This is a genomic window from Lutibacter citreus, from assembly GCF_003260195.1.
GTDB lineage: Bacteria > Bacteroidota > Bacteroidia > Flavobacteriales > Flavobacteriaceae > Lutibacter > Lutibacter citreus.
Genome location: NZ_QEIH01000002.1, coordinates 673677 through 695154 on the forward strand (window position 1 = coordinate 673677; position 21478 = coordinate 695154).

Below are 21478 nucleotides of genomic sequence, written 5' to 3' on the forward strand. Positions count from 1 at the left end.
ATGCAAGCGTTGATTTAAATTTTTGAATAGTTAAAAATTTCATTTCTTTATTTTTTAATATTAAAAAAAGAAAAGAAAATGAAATCTCACAATCTTAAAATTTCAACTTTATTTATAGGTCTTGCTCTTACTACGTTTTTATTTATTAGCTGTTCGGATGATGACAATGATTTTGAAGTTGTAGGTACCGAAAATGTTACTAATAACTCTACAGATGAAACTGTATTTTATGAAATTGGAGAAACCCATGAAGCAGCAGATGATTATGTTTGGGACTCTTCTAGCACTGTTAAGATTACATTGAATGGAAGTTTAATAATTGTTGATGGAGATGGAGCAACAGTTAATGGTTCAAAAGTTACAATTAACACAGCTGGAAATTATGAAATTACAGGAACTTTAAATGACGGACAAATAAAAGTAGATACAGGTGATGAAGAAACGGTGCGACTTATTTTAAATGGAATTGATGTAACAAATACTTCAAGCGCACCTTTATATATTTCAAATGCAGAAAAAACTATTATTATCCTGAAAGAAAATACTACCAATTATTTAACAGATACCAATAATTATGTTTTTGAGGAAGGTGAAGATGAACCAAATGCAACACTTTTTAGTGATGATAACTTAACGATTTATGGGGAAGGAACACTAATAATAAATGCCAATTATAACGATGGTATAGCAAGTAAAGATGGTTTGTTAATAGCAAGTGGATTTTTAAATGTTAGTGCCGTTGATGATGGTATTAGAGGTAAAGATTATATGGTTATAAAAGACGGTGATTTTACTGTTAATTCAGTTGGTGATGCTTTTAAATCTGATAATGGGTGGATTCAAATTAAATCGGGAACATATAATATTAACGCTATAGGAGATGGTATTACAGCAGAATCTACTATAGTAATTAATTATGGCGATTTTACAATACAATCTGGAGGAGGAAGTAATAGTTATTTAAGTTCAGATGATTCTGCAAAAGGAATAAAATCTAATTTTGATATTTTAATTGAAGACGGTATTTTCAATATGAATTCTTCCGATGATAATATACATTCAACTTACGATATAACAATAAACACAGGTATATTTACTTTAGCTACAGGAGATGATGCTATTCATTCAGACGATACAATTAATATTAATGGAGGAGAAATAAGTATAACGGATGCTGTTGAAGGAATTGAGAGCCCCAGAATTACAATAAATAATGGAGAAATTTATTTAACTACAAGTGATGATGCTATAAACGCAGCTGGAAATACTAATAATTACCTGTATCTTAATGGAGGTTATATAGTTATAAATGCTTCAGGTGACGGGTTAGATGCTAATGGTGATATAGTTATGACGGCTGGTACGGTAATTATAAATGGTCCAACAGCACAAAATAACAGTCCTGTAGATTATGACGGAACATTTAAATTAGATGGAGGGTTTTTAGTAGCATCAGGATATGCTTCTAATATGGATGAGGCTGGTAGTAGTTCTTCACATCAAAACTCGGTGCTTGTGAAATTATCATCAGCACAACTTGCAGGAAATTTATTTCATATTGAAAATAGTTCGGGTGAAAATATTATGACCTTTCAACCTCAAAAAAAATATAAATCTATAGTGTTTTCTTCTCCTGAACTAAGTTCCGGAGCTTATAAAATATATTTAGGAGGAGGCCATACGGGAACTGAAACAAATGGAATTTATGAAAATGGAACATATTCACCAGGAACTTTATATAAAAGCTTTACAATTTCAAACAAAGTAACTACTGTTAATTAGTTTTGTTAATAAACTTAAAAGGCTACTTTAATTTTAGAGTAGCCTTTTTTATTACAAAAAAATGGATTGTAATTTATTTAAAAAAGCTATTTGGTAGATGAAATCTTCTAGTTGGTTGATTTATTTTTCAAATAAATTGTAAAACCAAGAAATTTGCATCAAAGAAATAATAGCACTAAAACACAAACAATATGAAAACAAAAATTTTACTAACAATAAGCATAATGTTTTTATCAACTTACTTTTTAATTAGTTGTAATGATGATGAAAATGAGGTATTTGCAGAAAATGAAACGGAAGTTGAAGAAAGCACAAATACAGAAGTTCAAATTACGGACCTTGATTTTGATCCAACAGATTGGACAGATGAAACACATAGTAAAAATGTAGACCCAAATTTTAATGAAGTATTTAGTAATACAGAAGTGAAAAGATTTGATTTTGTTATTTCAGAAGAAAATTGGGAGGCAATGTTAAATGACATGACTGATTTATATGGAGCCTTTGGAGGTACAAGTTCTGGTCCTGGAGGAGCGTTTCCTGGTGGAGGAGCCCCTGGAGGAACAACTACAACTTCTACTGATGAAGATCCTATTTTTGTTCCAGGATCGGTAATATATAATGATAAGGAATGGTATAAAGTGGGTTTACGTTTTAAAGGTAATTCTAGTTTACAAAGTGCTTGGCAAGCAGGTATTTTAAAATTGGCATTTAAAATGGATTTTGATGAGTTTGAAGATGATTATCCACAAATAAAAAATCAAAGATTTTATGGTTTCAAAAAATTCAGTTTAAAAAATAATTATGATGACGATTCATTTTTAAGAGAAAAAGTAACTGCTGAAGTTTTTAAAAATGCAGGATTGGCAGTATCAAACACTTCTTTCTATACACTTTATGTAGATCACGGGAATGGACCAGAATATTTTGGACTTTATACTTTAGTTGAAGAAGTTGATGGAACTGTAATTGACACTCAATTTTCTAGCGATGATGGTAATTTATATAAGCCAGAAGATTATGGATCTAGTTTTGCAGAAGGTACTTTTAATGAAGATGGTTTTGAAAAGAAAAATAATGAAGATGAAGCAGATTGGACAGATATTCAAAATTTATTTTCAGCCTTACACGACGATACAAGAACATCGGATGCATCAACATGGAGAACCAATTTAGAAGCTGTTTTAGATGTAGATACTTTTTTAAATTATTTAGCCGTAAATACAGTTGTTCAAAACTGGGATACTTATGGTAGAATGGAACACAATTATTACTTATATAATAACCCAGATAATAATTTACTTACTTGGATTCCTTGGGATAATAATGAGGCTTTACAAGAAGGGAAAATGGGTGGTTCTTTAGATCTTGATTTCTCTGACCTTTCTAGTGGTGACTGGCCTTTAATTGAATATTTATATGAAGATGAGGTTTATAAAGCTAAGTATGATAATTATGTGCAAGCAACAATAAATGGTCCTTTTGAAACAAGTTATATACAAAACGTTTATGACACGTATTCTAATTTAATAGAACCTTATGCAACTTCAGAAATATCAGGTTATACGTTTTTAAATGGAAGTAGTTCTTTTTATTCAGGAATATCAACATTAAAATCACACGCTTCTAGCAGAGCTAGTGCAGTGAATAACTATTTAGATTAGTTTAGTTTTAATATCTTTGTTTGTATTGCCTAATTAGAAGTACAAACAAAGATATTTATTTAGATTTAAGAGAATTAATAAGTACAACTAAAAAAATGAAACTTATACAAAAAAACTACACTTTTAGTTCGTTTGAACCTTTTATAATTATTGCATTTTGGGCATTATTATTTGCGTCACCTTTATTATTTGGTAGGTATGAAAACCAAATAGAATGGGATCAAGTTTATGCGGTTTGGACAAATTATTTACCGCTACTTGCTTTGTTTTTAGTGAATAGGTTTGTACTATTACCAAAGTTATTTTTTAAGAAGAAAAAATCGCTATATTTTATAATTACTTCAATTATAATTTTAGTAATTTCTGTAGCTATTTATAACACAGACAATAGATTAAACGAACCTAATTTTCCGCCACAAAGAGGTGAACAAATAGAAGGGAATAGACCTCAAATGTTTCAGGATCGAAATTTTCCACCACCTAATCAAGGGCCAAATAAAGCTCCAAGACCAATACCTTTATATGCAAACTTCCTAATATTAGCAATTTTAGTAGTTGGTTTTGATACTGGCCTACAAATATCTATGCGATGGGCAAATTTAGAACAAGAAAAAGTAACTATTGAAAAGGAAAGTGTAGAAAACCAATTGGCTTTTTTAAGGAACCAAATTAGTCCACATTTTTTTATGAATACGTTAAACAATATTCACGCATTAGTTGATATTGATACGGAAGAATCTAAAAAAGCGATTATTAAATTATCTAATTTAATGCGTCATTTATTGTATGATTCAGAAGAAAAAACAACTTCAATAAAAAAAGAAATTGAGTTTATTAATAGTTATATTGAATTAATGAAACTACGTTTTTCAAATAAAGTAAAAATTAATGTTGAAATTCCTTCAGAAATACCAGATAAATCAATTCCACCATTGCTATTTACTTCACTATTAGAAAATGCTTTTAAACACGGTATTAGTTATAATAAACCCTCATTTATAAATATTTTAATGAGTTTTACTGAAAATGAACTTCAGTTTTCGGTTGAAAATAGTAATCATCCTAAAAAAGATAGTGAAGATTCAGGTATTGGAGTAGAAAACACTAAAAAAAGATTAGCTTTATTATTTAAAGAGAATTTTAATTTAAATATTTCAGAAACAAAAGAGATTTATAAAGTAAATTTAAATATTCCGTTATGATACAATGCATTGCAATAGATGATGAACCTTTAGCGTTAAGGCAAATTGGGAGTTACGTAGAAAAAACACCTTTTTTAGAGTTAAAAGAAACTTTTGAAAGTCCGTTAGATGCAATAACCTATTTGCAAGAAAATAAGGTAGATTTAATGTTTGTAGATATTAATATGCCAGATTTAAATGGAATGGATTTTGTAAAATCGTTAAACAATCCACCAAAAATAATTTTTACTACGGCATATAGCGAGTATGCGCTTGAAGGTTTTAAAGTTGATGCGTTAGATTATTTATTAAAACCTATAGATTATTTGACGTTCTTAAAAGCTTCAAATAAAGCAAAAACTTGGTTTGATTTGCAAACCTCAAAACCAGAACAAATTAATAGCAATGAAGATTTTTTATTTATAAAATCGGAGTATAAAATAGTACGTGCTAAATTAAACGAGATTAAATATATTGAAGGTATGCGAGAGTATGTGCGTATTCATTTAACCAATGAAAAACCAATTATGACCTTGTTAAGTATGAAAGCAATGGAAAAACAATTGGAAAATAAAGGTTTTATGCGTGTACACCGTTCTTATATTGTTAATTTAAACAAAGTAGGTACAATTGAACGAAACAGAATTGTTTTCGATAAAGTGTACATACCTGTTAGTGAGCAGTATAAAGATAAATTTCACCAATTTATTGATAAGAATTTTTTAACGTAGGGTTAAATATCTTTATCATTTAATCTGTACGGTTAGAAATACTTAAAATACTATACTATTGCTCAGAATGATTCTATTTATGCCTTTATAAGCAAATGTTAAATTTCATCTCCTTCTTCAGTATATTCATCATATAAAAAATTATTATACGGAAAACGTGTAATGTGAATTTTCTTTATTTCTTCGAAAACTTTTTCTTTAAATTCTTCTAAATTTTCTTTATTTAATGCTGAAATAAATAAACAATTATTTTCATCAACTTTATTCATCCAAGTTTTTTCCCAGTCACTTAAAGTATAATGTATTTTGGTTCTTTCAGTAACTAAATCATCTTCATCTATTGTTTCGTTCTCATAAGCATCAATTTTATTGAAAACCATAATAGTTGGTTTATCCGCACTTTGTATTTCTCCTAAAATTTTATTTACGGAAGCAATATGATCTTCAAAATTAGGATGAGATATATCTACAACATGTAACAACAAATCCGCTTCACGAACTTCATCTAATGTAGATTTAAAACTTTCAACCAATTGTGTAGGTAATTTTCTAATAAATCCAACAGTATCGGTTAATAAAAAAGGAATGTTTTTTATTACAACTTTTCTAACAGTAGTATCTAGTGTAGCAAACAATTTATTTTCAGCAAAGACATTACTTTTACTAACTACATTCATTAATGTAGATTTACCAACGTTTGTATAACCTACTAACGCAACACGAACCATTTTACCACGGTTTTTACGTTGCACGGCCATTTGCTTATCTATAATAGTTAACTTCTTTTTAAGCAGGGTAATTTTATCACGGATTATACGTCTATCAGTTTCAATTTCTGTTTCTCCTGGTCCACGCATACCAATTCCCCCTTTTTGGCGCTCAAGGTGAGTCCATAAACGAGTTAAACGCGGCAATAAATATTGGCACTGAGCCAATTCTACCTGTGTTCTGGCGTAACTTGTTTGTGCTCTACTAGCAAAAATATCTAATATTAAATTTGTTCTATCTAATACTTTACAGTCTAAAACTTTTTCAATATTTCTTAATTGAGAAGAAGAAAGTTCATCATCAAAAATAGCAGTTTCAATATGGTGAGCTTCCATATATTCTCTTACGTCTTCTAACTTACCTGCCCCAATAAAAGTTTTAGGGTTTGGCATATCTAACTTTTGTGTAAAGCGTTTTACAGCTTTTCCTCCAGCAGTAGTAGTTAAAAATTCTAACTCATCTAAATATTCATTCGACATGCTCTCATCTTGATGTTGTGTTACAACACCAATTAAAACGGCTTTTTCAGATGTTACTTTTTTCTTATCTATCATTTTACAAATTTACAAATTTGTTTAGTTGCAACCAGAAAATATTTTTTTTTTAATGTGGAAGTGTAAAATAGAATGTTGTGCCTTTTTTTTCCTCAGATTCTAACCAAATTTCACCTTTTAAAAGGGTGATTAATCCCTTACAAATACTAAGTCCTAGACCATTTCCTTCTTTGAAATCATTTTCTCCAGCTTGTGAAAAACGATCAAAAATTAGATTAAATTTATCTTTAGGTATTCCGCAACCACTATCTTTAACATAAAATTCAAAATATTCTATTGAGCGATATTTTTTTAAACTAAAACCAACTTCAATTTTACCATTATCTGTAAATTTTATGGCGTTGTTTATTAAATTATTAAGAATTTGAGTAAATCTATTTTGATCAGTATTTATAAAATATGTTTTAGATAATTTTGGAGTGATTAAGTGAAGGTTAATTTCTTTATTAACTAATTGGATATTAGTTTTCTTTTGAATTTCAATAATTTCTTTCAAAGAATCTTCAATATTAAATTTATTGTTATCAATTTTTAATTGATTTGATTCTATCTTAGAAATATCTATAATATCATTAATTATTGTTAAAAGTCTTTTTCCAGAGATACTTATAATATCAACAAAATGGTTTCTCTTTTCTTCTTTTAGTTGTGGGTTTTTTAGAAAACTAGAAAACCCTAAAATGGCATTCATTGGAGTTCTAATTTCGTGACTCATATTGGCTAAAAAAGCTGATTTTAGACGGTCACTTTCTTCGGCCTTCTCTTTTTCAATAAAAACTAAATCAAGACTTTTTTTATTTTCTTTTCTCTGTTTATTTAAAACATAAATTAAAATTAAGAAGAATACACTAAATAGTGATAATATGTAAATTAGGTTGATATGATTTTTATTTTTAATTAAGTTAATCTCCTTATTTTTAGTGAGTTGTGCTATTTTTGTTTCTTGAGATTCAAGTTTGTATAAAACATCTAATTTAGCAAGTTGTTCCGTTCTTTTTTCATTATAAATACTGTCTGTAAATTTTTTAAATTTTTTATGGGCTTCATAAGCTTTTTTATATGCTCCCGTTTTTTCATAGGCAGTGCTTAAATATAAATGAGCATCAAGATCCATATCTGCAAATGATACATCTTTAACCGATTCAATACTTTTTTTTGCATATTTAATAGCAAAATTAAAGTTATTTGTCTCTAAGTTTATGCGAGCCATATTTGAATAGATCATTGGTAAAAGCGCTTTGTAATTGATCTCCTTTGTAATTTTTAATGACTCCTTTAAAAATTTTTGCGCTATTTTATAGTCTTCCTTAACAATATAGCATTCAGCAATATTGGAATAGTTAATTGCAATTGCTTGTGTATCATTTAGCTCTTTAGAAATTTTTATTGAACTATTGTAAAGATCTATTCCTTCATCAAGCTTTCCTAATTCTGAAATGGCATTTCCTAAATTTATATACCCAGAAACTAAGCCTTCTTTATCATTAGTTTTTTTATAAATATTAAGTGATTTTAAATAGTATTCGTGAGCCTTTGCGTAATGATCTTGATCATAATATAAGTTTCCAAAGCCATCGTAAACATTAGCCATCCCAGAACTATCTTTTAATTTAGAGTAGAGATTTAATGATTTTAAGTAATATTTGATAGAATTGTCAATTGAATTTAAATAAGCGAAACTATAACCAATATAGTTATAGCAATGTGCTAGGCCATCTTGATCATTTATAGATTTATAAAGTTCAATTGCCTTTAAGTAATATTCTAAAGATTCTTTATGTCGGGATTTGTCATCTAAATAATAGCCTATATTTAGTAATGAAAGAGCCTCAAATTTTTTATTTTTTATTTTCTGTGATATTTTTAAACCTTCATTGTAGTATATATATGAAGAATCTGGAAACGTATAATATAAATAGTCACCTTTATCAATAAGTAATTGAACTTGAATGGTGTCTTGCTTTACCTCCTTTAATAGTGATTGTAGGTTTTTGTTTTTTATTTGACCAAATATATTGCCAACAACTATTAGGATTATAAAAATAGAGAACAAACTTTGTTTAAGGTGTTTGCAATATGGCATTTATTAGGTTTAGTGAGAACTATAAGTATTATTCTGTTGATACAAAAATAAGATTTCTATTTATTATTAAAAGTTTTTTTTTATTAAATTGCATTATACGAAACTTTAAACTGTACAAAAATAAAAAGCCTATTTTAGCTTCTGTAAAAATAATCAATTTCTATATGTTTTCATACTTTAAATCGTCTGGTAAAAATAAACAGGCCTATACAATTGCATTTTATAATCTTGAAAATTTGTTTGATATAAAGAACGATCCTAATACATTAGATGATGATTTTACACCAAAAGGAAAGAAAAAATGGAACTATAAAAAATATAAACGAAAGCTTAAAAAGTTAGGGAATGTTATAGCTCAGTTAGGTACAGAAAAGTCGTTTTATGGCCCTGCTATTGTTGGATTGGTTGAAGTAGAGAATCAAAAAGTTGTAGAGGACTTGATTACTTCAAATAATTTAAAAAACGAACATTATGGAATTGTACATTATGATTCTCCTGATGAACGTGGAATTGATGTAGCGCTTTTGTACAAGAAAGAATTATTTGAATTATTAGATTCTGAAACTTTTCCTCTTTATTTGGAAGGAGAAAATGGTGAGCGTGATTATACACGAGATGTTTTATTGGTGAAAGGAAATTTAAATGGTGAACTTGTTTTTGTTTTAGTGAATCATTGGCCTTCAAGAAGAAGTGGTGTGGATATGACAGAGGAAAAGAGAATTAAAGCAGCTGAACTTGTTGTATCTATAGTTGATAAAATTGAGAGCAAAGAAGAAAATCCTAAAATTATAATAATGGGAGATTTTAACGATGATCCAACAAGTAAAAGTATTAAAAATCATTTGGTAACAGAGAACTTTTATAATCCAATGGAACGACTTATTGATACCGGAAATGGGTCCTCTAGTTATAAAAAAGATTGGCATTTATTTGACCAGATTATTTTTTCTAAAAATTTTATAAATGTTGAAAAGAACAAACATTCTTTTAAATATGCTGAGGTTTTTGATCGGTATTTTTTAAAGGAATGGAAAGGGAAATATAAAGGAAATCCGTTTAGAACTTTTGCTGGTAAATGGTATTTAGGAGGTTTTAGTGATCATTTTCCTGTTTATGTTTATCTAAAAAAGAATGACTAAGTTTTCTTTGGTTCAAGATTTATTATTCTTAACTATAATGAAGTACCTCACATTAATAACATATTCAGATGCTGAAATAAGTTCAATATATCAGATGTTTTACAAAAAAGATTCTATACAAATTATTAAATATTCAACTTAATTTAACTCTAAAAGAACCTGATAATTATTTTGTTACGTAAATATGTAATAAATTTGAATTTATTTTAGTGAAATGTCATTTTCATTTAAAGAATCATTATTTTAAAACATTAAACGTGAAAAATTATTTATTATATATACTGTTCGTTTTATTTGCAATTCCTTCTTATTCTCAAATTCAATCCTATTATAATGGGTTAGATTTAACAAAAACTGGAAATGAATTATTCTTAGAACTAGCCAATAGACTTGAAGAAACACATAAAGGTATTCCTTATACAGGTTCTCCCGTAGATGTTTGGGATGCTTGTAAAATTGCAGATGAAGACCCTAATATTAGTTCAAATGTTATATTAATATATGGTTTTAATGATACAGATGGCAATCCAGAAACCGACAGAACAAGAAATGAAAATCTTCAAGATTCTGGACAAAATATTTCAGGAGTTTGGAATAGAGAACATGTTTTTGCAAAATCTATAGCAAATCCTAGTTTTGGAACAGATGAACCTGGTCCTGGAACAGATGTTCATAATTTAAGACCCGCAGACAGAGATAGAAATTCTTCTAGAAGTAATAGAAAGTTTGATTCTGGTAGTGGAAATTCTGAAATTACAAGTACTGGAGGTTGGTACCCGGGTGATGAGTGGAAAGGTGATATAGCTCGTATTGTTATGTATATGTATATGCGTTATCACGGTGATGGTTCAAAAGTTTCAGAGACAAATTGTTTACCAATAAATATAGGTTTTGGAAACAGTTTAACTATTGATCCTAATATGATAGATTTATTTTTAAATTGGAATGTTGAAGATCCTGTTTCTGATTTTGAAATTAATAGAAATAATGAACTTTCACTTATTCAAGAAAACAGAAACCCTTTTATTGATAATCCTTATTTAGCAACCGTAATATGGGGAGGTATAAATGCTGAAGATAAATGGTGGGACAATGCTAGTTCAGATACTGAAGCTCCAAGTAAAGTATTAAATTTAGTAGCAACAGAAACAACGGATAAAACTGTGAATATAAATTGGGAAGCTTCAACAGATAATATTGGAGTTTATGATTATTTAATTTATTTAGATGGTGTTTATTTACAAACTTCAACCATTAATTCTATAGCTATATCTAATTTAAAAGCAGCTACAAATTATGCTATAACAGTTTTAGCAAGAGATGCGGCTTCAAACTATTCAGAAACAAGTGATGAAATAAAATTTAAAACGTTAGAAGGTCCAAAGTATCTATTATTTGAAGATTTTGAGAATTGTAATGAATTAAAATTTATTACTTACAATGAAGCAAGTAATAAAGATTGGGAATGTGAATCTCAATTTGGTGAAAATAATTCGGGGTCTATAGGTATAAATGGCTATCAGCAAAATGTACTAAGCAAAGATTGGTTAATTACAACAAATCCTATAGATTTTGAAAATAGTGAAAATGAAAAATTAAGTTTTTATACTGATGCAGCCTATGGAAATTCAACATTAACATTAGTTTATTCTAACAATTATGATGGAACAGGTAATCCAAGTGATTTTACGTGGTTAAATGTTCCAAATGTTTCTATTCCTACGCATTCGAATGGATCAGGTACAGAAGAGGTATTTAATTTTACCAATATAGATATAAGTTCAATTTCGGGGGATGTTTATGTTGCTTTTAAATATTATTCAAACAATGAACCTACAAGGTGGACTGTTGATAGTTTTGTAATTACTGCTGAAGAATTAAGTGATGATAGTGATAATGATGGAATACTTAATATTAATGATTTATGTAGTAATACGCCAAATGGAGAAGCTGTAAATGAAACAGGTTGTTCAATTGGACAATTAGATGATGATAATGATGGTGTACAAAATAGTATTGATAAATGTGCAAATACACCTAGTGGTGAAGACACAAATGAAGATGGTTGCTCAAGCAGTCAGTTAGATGATGATGAAGACGGAATTATGAATAATATTGATATTTGTGAAAACACTCCAATTGGTGAAAATGTAAATGAGAAAGGTTGTTCAGAAAGCCAATTAGATGACGATAATGATGGAGTAACCAATAATATAGATACTTGTCCTAATACAATTGTTGGGGCATTGGTAAATGCTACTGGATGTTTTATATTAACCTCTGATAATTTTAAAATATCATCAGTTGGTGAAACTTGTCCTGATAAAAATAATGGACAATTAATTATAGCTCCTAAAGAAAATTATAATTACTTAACAACTATTAATGGAGTTGAATATAACTTTACGGATGATTTAGAAATTAATGATTTAGCGCCTAAAGTATATGATTTTTGTATTTCTGTTGTTGGAGAGGATTATAGTCAATGTTTTTCTATAGATGTTAAAGCTGGAAGTTTTATTTCTGGAAAATCAAATGTTAACTCTAATAAAGTTTCTATTGAAATTGAAAAAGGTACAGCACCTTATAACGTATCGGTTAATGGTATTAATATATTAGAAACAGATAGTAATATGTTTAATATTAATGTGAAACAAGGAGATTTAGTTGAAGTAAAAACAGCCGTTGTTTGTGAAGGTGTTTATTCAAAATCTATTAATTTGTTAAATGGAATTACAGCATTTCCAAATCCGAGTAAAGGAATGGTTAATCTCTCTTTTTTATTAGATATTGACCAAGTTGTTATTGAACTGTATTCTATACAATCAAAGTTGATTTCTACTAGAACTTATCCCGTAATTTCAGGTAAAACTCAGTTAAACCTAGGTGCATTGTCTAGCGGTGTTTATATTGCAAAAATACAATTAGATAAACCTGTTATTTTAAAATTAATTAAAGAGTAGTAATTAATATAAAACACTTGAAAACTGCTATTTAATTTGAGGAGATAACAATTATAAGTTGTTTTAAATTTTGGGGACATTAGAAATGTAAGAATACTTACTCTTTATTCTAAATTTAGTTACTTAACCTGCTGTAATTTTATTATTAGGAATTTGAGCGTTTATTATATTAAATTTTTATATTTTTAATGATTAATGCTTTAACAAATTTTACTTTTTAACTACCCAATAATTGGCTTCTAAATGGATTAGAATTATAGGGAGATTAAGGTTTTAAATTTTAAAGAACTCTGCAGTACCTTTTCTAAACTCTATTTTTCACCTTATTTTTAATGATTAAATAATAAAAAGACATAAAAAAACCACGCTTATTAGCGTGGTTTTTTATTAATTATTTATGTGAATTTATTCATTTACAACCCAAGAACCATCTTGTCTTATAAAGTTTGAAATATAATCGTTCTCACCATTATCATAGATAACATAAGTTAAACTATACTTTTGACCTTCTGTTGTATTTGTAGCAATATGATCTAATAAAAGACTTAATGCGTATTCAATCTGAGAAGTACTCCAGTTATAATCAAAATCGCCGTAATTAGCTAAATTCCCTGTTAACCCTGAATATTCAGCACCCGTTAATTGAGAAGCCATATATTCATAATCTGCGTTTCTTATTAATGTATACTTTATAGTATTATCAGGAACCCAAGTAGTACCATCGTGTCCAAATTGTAATGTTGTACTAATTGTAGATTTATAACCTGACCATGCGTTAGCCGCTTTTGTGTATAAATCACCACGAATTTGTGCACCGCTTGAACTAGAATAATAATCATAAACAACTATCATTTCATTTCCTTCTAATGCATAAGGATATTTGATATTTAAAAATGTTGGTAAATAATCTCCAGGAGGTGTTGAACTTCCAAAGTTATTATATCTTCCAGGTTGCCCAGAAGCTTCTCCCATTGAATCAAAATCACCTGATCCAATGAAATATACACCTGATACTTTTTCCCATTTACTACCTGTATAAGAATAATAGTCTCCTCTATCTTCAGTAACAGTAGATGCTTGGTAAACAACATCTTCACCTGGTCCATCTACCAATTCAAATTCTGGATCAGAACCTGAAGCTGTACATTTATAAATTACTGTAGGATAAAGTGTATTTGTACCATCATAAGTTTTATATGTAATAACGTAAAACACAGTTTGTCCATTTACTTCAGGTACTGCATTAGGAAATTTACCTTTTAAAAACCATAGAACACCTTCTTGAACTCTAGCATTAACTAAAGCAATTTTCTCTTCATCAGTTGCAAGAGCATCAAGATCTGCTTGTCCTTCTCTTTTATATAGTCTATTATCAAAATTACCATAATATACACTAGCACCAGTATAAAACTCACTATCACCATAACTACTAACCAAGCTACTTACAGCTGTATCTGAACTGCTAGCAACACCATCTACTATTATTTGATAATCATCATTATTCATAGTATAAATAACAGAAGGGTCAGATGGTTCTTCAGCGTATTTGTATTTAGCTAATATAATATCTCCACTTGTAGGAGCATCAATATTATTTTCTAAAATACTAGGTAAATTTAGACCTGCTGGAGATGCTGCTGTAAAAACACCATAAGCAGCTGCATCAGCACCTGCGTTGGCATAATCTCCTTCATTTAATTCATATTTATCAGCATAAGTATAATCACTTACACCAGGAGCATTTCCAACATACAGATTATAACCAACTAAAACTGAAGAACTTTTTCCCCAAACAGGAAACATATCAGTTAATAATGCTGGAATATCAGATTTTGCGGCATCTTCAGAATTAAAACTCCCAAATGTTAACTCTAAAGTATCATAATCATCATCAGTTAAAGTATATTCTGTATCACCCACAATAGGGTTATCTACAGCATCAATAGCTGAATTAATATCGTCTAGTGGGTCGCAGGCCGTAAATACAACGCCTAAAACCAGTATTAAATAAATTAATTTTTTCATAATTATATATTTTTAAAATTTAATTTTCATTGCAAGACTAAATGTTCTTCCTGCTCCGTAGTATACTCCTGCATTTGTAGAGTTATGTTCAAATACTCCTGCGCTTATCTCTTCCGTTTTATCATATGCATCAGATATATATTCAACATTAAATATATTATTCATTTTACCAGATATAGTAGTATCTAAACCTCCAATAGTGAAGCCATGTCTAAATCCTAAATCGAATAAATGATATGCTGGTAATTTCCAAGTATCTAATCTATCTTCAGTACCTCTACTAAAGTCAAAATTTGCATATAAATCTCCCGCGTAATTATAATCTAAAAATATAGATGAGTTTTCTAGTGCTTTATAGTCTATACCTAAAGCATAAGTAGTTTGTGCAGCATCATTAACTTTTAAATTTTTAGCATCTATAATGATAGATCTATATAATTCTCCGTTATCAAGATATACATCTCCTTGTACGTCACTTTTCCATTCCCAATCTCCTAAAGATAACATTCCATTAACTTTTATTTTATCAGTTAATTTATAAACAAAGTCAATTTCTATACCTTGGTGTAAGGCATCTAATCCTGTTATGTTTGTATTTAAATACTGTCCAACATTATTAGGATCTTGAATTGATGGAGAGATAGATTTATCTAACCAAGAAGTTCTGTAAAGATTTACATTTGCATTAAATTTTTCAGTTCTGTAACCATACCCTATTTCAGCACTAAAAACTTTTTCGTTTGCAGCATCTTCATTAAAATCTACAGATTCTTTATCTACAAATACTCCACCTGTTAAAAATGGCGCATTAGAAAAATAACCAATATTTGCAAACACATTATTTGTATCATCTAAGTTATAGTTTGCTCCACCTTTTGCTCCAAATCCTAAGAAATTAACATCTTTAGAAACATTACCGTTTGGATTTGATGAATCATCTAAAAAACTAGATCTACCATATCTAGTATTAGAAATAGAAGGTGATAAGAATAAAGATAAATCATCTTTACTATATTCTAATTGTGCAAAAGTTCCATATTTTAAAACTCTTCCTTCATAATCTCTATTAAAACGGTCTCCTACTTGCAAAGGTGCATTGTAGTTGTTATCATTTGATTTAGGATTTTGATAAAATTGACCTCCTAATAAATCTGTAATTTCATAATAGTGAGTACCTACATAATATCTACCATCTAAACCAACAGATAAAACTAATTCATCTGATAAATCTGTTTTTAATGTAGATAAAACACCATACCATTCGTGATTATTAACAGAAGCAGCAAAAACATCTGTAGAACCTAATGCTCCATTTGCTTTATTCTCAGCAACTATTCTGTCAAAATCTATCGGTTGGTCTATATCTCCTAATCGATAATCATTATTTGTGAATTTCCCAGAACCATCAGTTCTTCTTCCTCCACCTGTACCAAAAGAAGCATAAACCGCCGTAGTTACATATGTTTTGTCAGAAATAGTCCAATCATGATTTAAAGAAATCTGAGGTTTATGGTAAAAGTTATAAGAAATATTTTCTACTTTTCCATTTCTATAACCCCAATCTGGATTAAATCTTTTACCACCTTGCTCTGTTGCTCTATTTTGAGCAATAGTTCTTGTGTTATATCTTTGTCCGTGAGTTTGTTGAGCTCCAATTACGTTAAAAGATAATTTATGGTCTGCACTAATAATTTTAGATATATTTAAAAAGTAATTAACACCATTAAATTGTGTTCCATCAACATATCCATTCCCAGAAATTTTAGCAGCAGAAGCTGTAATAGCAAGGCCGTTATCCAATAATCCAGTAGATAATGTCATACCATATTTTTGGTAACCATTATTACCTGTAGACATTGTTACATTTCCACCTTTCTCTGCATCTGTAGATTTAGAAATAATATTTATTGTACCACCGATAGAAGGCACAGCTACTTTAGAAGCTCCTAAACCTCTTTGAACTTGCATTGCACTAGTTACATCTGATAAACCAGCCCAGTTACTCCAGTAAATAGCTCCACTTTCCATATCATTAACAGGAATACCGTTAATCATAACTGCAACATTCTCAGAACTAAAACCACGTAAGTTAATTCTAGAATCTCCATATCCACCACCAGATTTAGTAGCATATACACCAGGTGTTGATTTTAGAATCTCAGGAAACTCTTGAGTTCCTAATTTCATTTCAATTGCGTCAGCTTTAATAGTAGAAACAGCAACAGGAGTCTTTCTGTCAATAGCAAAAGAAGTTGCTGTAATAATAATTTCATCTAAACTTTCTGCAGAAGGTTTTAAACTAATAGATCCAAAGTTAGTTGCTCCACTAAATTTTATTGTTTTAGGCTCGAATCCAACAAATGAAACCAAAATTGTACCATTTGAAGTTGCAGCATCGAATGTGAAATTTCCATCAAAATCTGTAGATGCTCCAGAATTTGTTCCTTGAATAACAATTGAAGCGCCAGGTAGAGGCTGGCTCGATTCATCAACTACCTTACCGGTAAGCTTTGTTTGAGCAAAAATGGAAGTTGTAGTGAAAATTACTACTACCATTAGCAAATTTTTAAATTTTCTCATGTTTTTAAATTTGAATTAAATGTTTTGCAAAAATGCATAATTTTGTTCACTCTATCTTTAATTAATTGTTAAAATTTAACAAATAATTAAGACAAATAAATATACGAAAACTTAAAAATTAGGCTGTAAATCAAGTGAATAGATATTAACAATTCTTAAAATAAACATAAAAAATTGTTAATATCTATTGATTTAATAGAGGGAAGGGTGATTATTTTGTTTTTTGTAAATTCTTATTTGCTAGCTCTTTACCTAATTCAACTCCAAATTGATCATAGCTAAAAATATTCCAAATAATACCTTGAACAAAAATTTTATGTTCATAAAACGCTATTAAACTTCCTAAGGTTTTAGGGGTTAATTTATCAATTAAAATGGTTGTACTTGGTTTGTTTCCTTCAAAAACTTTAAATGGTAACAATGTTTCAATTTCATCCATTTTACCTTGAGTTTTCAAATCTAAATGAACTTCTTCTTTTGTTTTTCCTTCAGCTAACGCTTGAGTTTGTGCAAAGAAGTTGGCCATAAGTTTAGTATGGTGATCTAAATCTCCGTATAATGAACTTTTAAAACCAATAAAGTCTGCTGGAATTAATTTTGTTCCTTGGTGCAATAATTGCATAAAAGCATGTTGAGAATTTGAACCTGGAGCTCCCCAAATAATATTTCCTGTTTGGTAATTTATAGGGTTTCCATTTCTATCAACGCTTTTTCCATTACTTTCCATAATGGCTTGCTGTAAATAAGGGGCTAATTTGCTTAAATATTGAGAGTAAGGTAAGATTACTTCAGTTTCACATTTAAAAAAGTTAGTATACCAAATGCCAATTAAACTTAAAATAACTGGTGCATTTTTTTCAAACGGAGTGTTTTTAAAGTGTTCATCCATTTCAAAAGCACCAACCAATAAATTATTAAAGTTGTTAAAACCTACGGCTAAACTTATTGAAAGTCCAACAGCGCTCCAAAGTGAAAAACGACCTCCAACCCAATCCCACATTGGGAAAATGTTATCATTGTCAATTCCAAATTCACTAACATTTTTTAAGTTAGTTGAAACTGCTACAAAATGCTTTGCAACATCATTTGCTGAAGCTGATTGTAAAAACCATTTTTTAATTGTTGTAGCGTTTGTTAATGTTTCTTGTGTTGTAAAAGTTTTAGATACAATTACAAATAAAGTAGTTTCTGGATTTAAATCTTTAATTACTTCTTGTACGTGGTCTCCATCTATGTTAGAAACAAAATGTACGTTTAAATGATTTTTATAGTATTTTAATGATTCAACAACCATATCAGGTCCTAAATCAGATCCTCCAATACCAATATTTACAACATCGGTTATAGATTTGTTTGTGTAACCTTTCCACTCTCCAGATACAACTTTGTTAGTGAAAACTTCAATTTTTTTAAGAGCAGCTTTTATTTCTGGTAAAACATTTTCACCATCAACAATAACTTCATTATTTAATTGAGTACGTAATGCGGTGTGTAAAACAGCCCTTTTTTCAGTTTGATTTATTTTTTCGCCAGAAAAATAAGAATCCATAGCGCTTTTTAAATCAACTTCATTTGCAAGTTCTAATAAAAGACTTATGGTTTCTTCTGAAATTCTATTTTTTGAATAGTCAAATTCAAATTCATCAAAATTGATAGTGAATTTTTCTTTTCTGTCTTCATCTTTATTAAAGAGCGATTTTAATTGTTCGTTTTTAAAACCGTTATAATGGTCTGAAAGCTTTTGCCAAGCATTTGTTTCGGTTGGGTTTACATTTTTCATTTTCAAAAATATTATGATTCTAATTCCTAAGCAGGAATATTTATTTCTTCAGTTATTTTAGGATAGCTAATAGCATCCAAATCATTTTTTAATGATTCTATATATTTAAAATAAGCAGGTTTTATTGCTTCTTTCATTGGTTCTGCGGCTGGTAATTTTTGGTGAAGTGGATCAACTTGAACTCCGTTTTTCCAAAAACGATAACAAACATGAGGGCCTGATGTGTTTCCTGTCATTCCAATATAACCAATAACATCTCCTTGTTTTACAACTTGCCCAACTTTTACTGCACGTTTGCTCATATGTAAGTATTGAGTGCTATAAGTTCCGTTATGTCTAATTTTTACATAATTACCATTTCCACCTTTTCTTCTAGATTCAATTACTGTACCATTTGCGGTAGCCATAATAGGTGTACCTATTGGAGCTGCAAAATCAGTTCCTAAATGAGGTCTTATTTTGTTTCCATAAAAAGCAATTCTTCTTCTTAAATTATAACGAGATGAAATTCTACTAAATTTCACAGGCATTTTTAAAAATTGACGGCGTAAATTTGTTCCTTTCTCATCAAAGTAATCTGGGACTTTTAAGATTGTATCAGCTACATATTTAAATGCGTAGAATTCTTTTCCGCCGTGTTCAAAAAGCGCAGATTTTACTTCGCCAATCCCTACAGGAACAGTATCATTAATATAAAGTTGCTCGTATATAAGTTTAAACCTATCGCCTTTTTGAAGTCTTGAAAAATCAATAGTCCAAGCATAAATATCGTCTGCCATTTTGTAGGTTAGGTAAGGGCTAAATCCTTGGCTTTCTATTGCTTCAGATAAGTTACTGGTTATAACACCAGAAGCGGTTTTTAACTCTGCAGTAACAGGTTTTTTACCTTTGTATGCGGTTATAACAGAATCTTTAAAATTTACTACGGTATATCTTACTTTTGAATGTTTATAAATAAAAATTTCGGCTTTCTCAGTGGAGTCTTTTTTAGCTAAAATTGTATATGGAATACCACTTTTTATTTTTCTAACGTTAAAAGAATCTCTAATTTTATTTACAATTTCAAGAACTTTTGGGTAATCTATATGATTTCTGTCTAAAATTTCACTGAAATTTTCTCCAGATTTTATAGTGTCATTAATTACTTTAAAATTATTTAAATTGAAACCAAATTCATAAACATCTTTAGGTATAACTGGTACTGGCTTTGAAACTGTTGTAATAGGTTTATCTTCTTTACAAGAAATAATTAAGAGGGTGATAAGTAAAAGTGTTAATTTTTTCAAAGGTTTTGTTTTTACGAATTAATGGTTAAAAAAATTAAAACGCAAAAGTACAATTTAATTGTTAAAAATTATGTTAAAAGGATGAGCTAATCCTTTAAAAGCATCTAAATCTGCACGCAAAGATCCAACAGCTAAAGAAGCTTTAATTTTTAGAGGAATTTTATTTTTATCATCACTAACCCAAACTGTTACACTTTCTTGTTTTTTAAAAACTCTTCCAGCTTGTACCATTGGTCTAAACGCAAGTGTATTTATATTGCCAAATTTAGTTTTAATAACTTCTTTCCCTAAAAAATGAAGTTTAAAATTATTTATTTCTTGATCAAAAAACATTTGTAGTTGTATTTCTTGCCCAACTTTTAAATTGCTTAAGTCTTGATTTCGTAAAAAATAAAGAGATGATAATAAATCATGAATCTCATCACTTATTTGATGTTTGCTTTCTGTATTGTGTTTGTGGTTTTTTACTATAGCCTCTTTTTTATCATAATCAAAAAGAATCTCTTTATCTTTTGTGTATCCACCTTCATTTATTTTTCTAATAAAGCGGTAAGGTTTTAAAGATTCTTTATACATATATGTTTGGTAATCATCTTTAACCTTGAAAAACAAACTTATTAACCCTGTAGATTTTCCTTTTCCTGTTATATGAAATGCTTCTTTTCCTTTATTTGAAGTGTCTTTAACTTCTATTGTAGAATAGCCTGCGTTTAAAAAATTACTGTAACTCATTCTAAACTTTAACCATTCGCCACTTTTAAAAGCATTTTTATAAGTGGCATCATTTTCAACTTTTACAGATTGACTGAAAGAAGAAATTGATATTAATAAGAAATATATAAATAAGTACCTTTTCATTTTTTAAGATTCATATGGTTTATTTAAAAAATACAACTATTGTTCCAAAAATAACAAAAGCTTAACAATAATTAGTTAAGCTTT

13 protein-coding genes are annotated in these 21478 nt (G+C 29.0%); 6 read left to right on the forward strand and 7 right to left on the reverse strand.

From position 1 onward, the window contains the following. Positions 1 to 78 precede the first annotated feature (78 nt). The 4 genes from DAD81_RS05980 (at position 79) to DAD81_RS05995 (ending at position 5358) form a co-directional block, all read left to right on the forward strand. The gene (locus DAD81_RS05980; RefSeq protein ID WP_111707321.1) at positions 79 to 1782 is read left to right on the forward strand and encodes a carbohydrate-binding domain-containing protein; all 1704 of its coding nucleotides are present in this window, start codon (positions 79 to 81) and stop codon (positions 1780 to 1782) included. 191 nt (positions 1783 to 1973) lie between these two features. Beyond that, positions 1974 to 3446 carry a CotH kinase family protein gene (locus DAD81_RS05985; RefSeq protein ID WP_111707322.1) on the forward strand — a complete coding sequence of 491 codons (1473 nt, stop codon included), beginning with the start codon at positions 1974 to 1976 and terminating at the stop codon, positions 3444 to 3446. A gap of 95 nt (positions 3447 to 3541) precedes the next feature. After that, entirely contained in the window at positions 3542 to 4648 is a 1107-nt protein-coding gene (locus tag DAD81_RS05990; protein WP_157961086.1) for a sensor histidine kinase, read from the forward strand. After that, positions 4645 to 5358, forward strand: a complete 714-nt coding sequence (locus DAD81_RS05995) for a LytR/AlgR family response regulator transcription factor (protein WP_111707324.1) — start codon at positions 4645 to 4647, stop codon at positions 5356 to 5358. The genes DAD81_RS05990 and DAD81_RS05995 overlap by 4 nt, the downstream gene beginning before the upstream one ends. Before the next feature lie 98 nt (positions 5359 to 5456). On the opposite strand, the gene hflX is transcribed toward DAD81_RS05995, so the two are convergent. Both hflX and DAD81_RS06005 read right to left on the reverse strand, forming a co-directional pair. Beyond that, positions 5457 to 6680, reverse strand: coding sequence for a GTPase HflX (gene hflX / locus DAD81_RS06000; RefSeq protein WP_111707325.1), 1224 nt, complete (start codon positions 6678 to 6680; stop codon positions 5457 to 5459). A gap of 49 nt (positions 6681 to 6729) precedes the next feature. Next, entirely contained in the window at positions 6730 to 8763 is a 2034-nt protein-coding gene (locus tag DAD81_RS06005) for a tetratricopeptide repeat protein (protein ID WP_111707326.1), read from the reverse strand. A gap of 164 nt (positions 8764 to 8927) precedes the next feature. Here DAD81_RS06005 and DAD81_RS06010 point away from each other — a divergent pair, with 164 nt between their 5' ends. Further along, positions 8928 to 9902, forward strand: a complete 975-nt coding sequence (locus DAD81_RS06010; RefSeq protein ID WP_111707395.1) for an endonuclease/exonuclease/phosphatase family protein — start codon at positions 8928 to 8930, stop codon at positions 9900 to 9902. A gap of 257 nt (positions 9903 to 10159) precedes the next feature. Then, positions 10160 to 12865: an endonuclease gene (locus tag DAD81_RS06015; RefSeq protein ID WP_157961087.1), complete on the forward strand. Its 2706-nt coding sequence runs from the start codon at positions 10160 to 10162 to the stop codon at positions 12863 to 12865. A 405-nt stretch (positions 12866 to 13270) separates the two neighbouring features. Here DAD81_RS06015 and DAD81_RS06020 read toward each other — a convergent pair whose 3' ends face one another. The 5 genes from DAD81_RS06020 to DAD81_RS06040 form a co-directional block, all read right to left on the reverse strand. Then, the gene (locus tag DAD81_RS06020) at positions 13271 to 14890 is read right to left on the reverse strand and encodes a hypothetical protein (RefSeq protein WP_111707328.1); all 1620 of its coding nucleotides are present in this window, start codon (positions 14888 to 14890) and stop codon (positions 13271 to 13273) included. 12 nt (positions 14891 to 14902) lie between these two features. Further along, positions 14903 to 17446 (reverse strand): TonB-dependent receptor, encoded by a 2544-nt coding sequence (locus DAD81_RS06025; RefSeq protein WP_245949178.1) that lies wholly within the window; start codon positions 17444 to 17446, stop codon positions 14903 to 14905. A gap of 235 nt (positions 17447 to 17681) precedes the next feature. Next, on the reverse strand, positions 17682 to 19250 hold the full coding sequence (gene pgi, locus DAD81_RS06030) for a glucose-6-phosphate isomerase (RefSeq protein WP_245949179.1): 1569 nt from the start codon (positions 19248 to 19250) through the stop codon (positions 17682 to 17684). 26 nt (positions 19251 to 19276) lie between these two features. Next, entirely contained in the window at positions 19277 to 20536 is a 1260-nt protein-coding gene (locus tag DAD81_RS06035; RefSeq protein ID WP_111707331.1) for a peptidoglycan DD-metalloendopeptidase family protein, read from the reverse strand. A gap of 54 nt (positions 20537 to 20590) precedes the next feature. Further along, positions 20591 to 21394 carry a DUF3108 domain-containing protein gene (locus DAD81_RS06040; RefSeq protein WP_111707332.1) on the reverse strand — a complete coding sequence of 268 codons (804 nt, stop codon included), beginning with the start codon at positions 21392 to 21394 and terminating at the stop codon, positions 20591 to 20593. Positions 21395 to 21478 lie beyond the last annotated feature (84 nt).

What these genes read in the sequence shown, in the direction of transcription:
- DAD81_RS05980 (WP_111707321.1), top strand. Translation starts at nt 79, where the DNA reads ATGAAATCTCACAATCTTAAAATTTCAACTTTATTTATAGGTCTTGCT.
- DAD81_RS05985 (WP_111707322.1), top strand. Translation starts at nt 1,974, where the DNA reads ATGAAAACAAAAATTTTACTAACAATAAGCATAATGTTTTTATCAACT.
- DAD81_RS05990 (WP_157961086.1), top strand. Translation starts at nt 3,542, where the DNA reads ATGAAACTTATACAAAAAAACTACACTTTTAGTTCGTTTGAACCTTTT.
- DAD81_RS05995 (WP_111707324.1), top strand. Translation starts at nt 4,645, where the DNA reads ATGATACAATGCATTGCAATAGATGATGAACCTTTAGCGTTAAGGCAA.
- hflX (WP_111707325.1), bottom strand. Translation starts at nt 6,680, where the DNA reads ATGATAGATAAGAAAAAAGTAACATCTGAAAAAGCCGTTTTAATTGGT.
- DAD81_RS06005 (WP_111707326.1), bottom strand. Translation starts at nt 8,763, where the DNA reads ATGCCATATTGCAAACACCTTAAACAAAGTTTGTTCTCTATTTTTATA.
- DAD81_RS06010 (WP_111707395.1), top strand. Translation starts at nt 8,928, where the DNA reads ATGTTTTCATACTTTAAATCGTCTGGTAAAAATAAACAGGCCTATACA.
- DAD81_RS06020 (WP_111707328.1), bottom strand. Translation starts at nt 14,890, where the DNA reads ATGAAAAAATTAATTTATTTAATACTGGTTTTAGGCGTTGTATTTACG.
- DAD81_RS06025 (WP_245949178.1), bottom strand. Translation starts at nt 17,446, where the DNA reads ATGGTAGTAGTAATTTTCACTACAACTTCCATTTTTGCTCAAACAAAG.
- pgi (WP_245949179.1), bottom strand. Translation starts at nt 19,250, where the DNA reads ATGAAAAATGTAAACCCAACCGAAACAAATGCTTGGCAAAAGCTTTCA.
- DAD81_RS06040 (WP_111707332.1), bottom strand. Translation starts at nt 21,394, where the DNA reads ATGAAAAGGTACTTATTTATATATTTCTTATTAATATCAATTTCTTCT.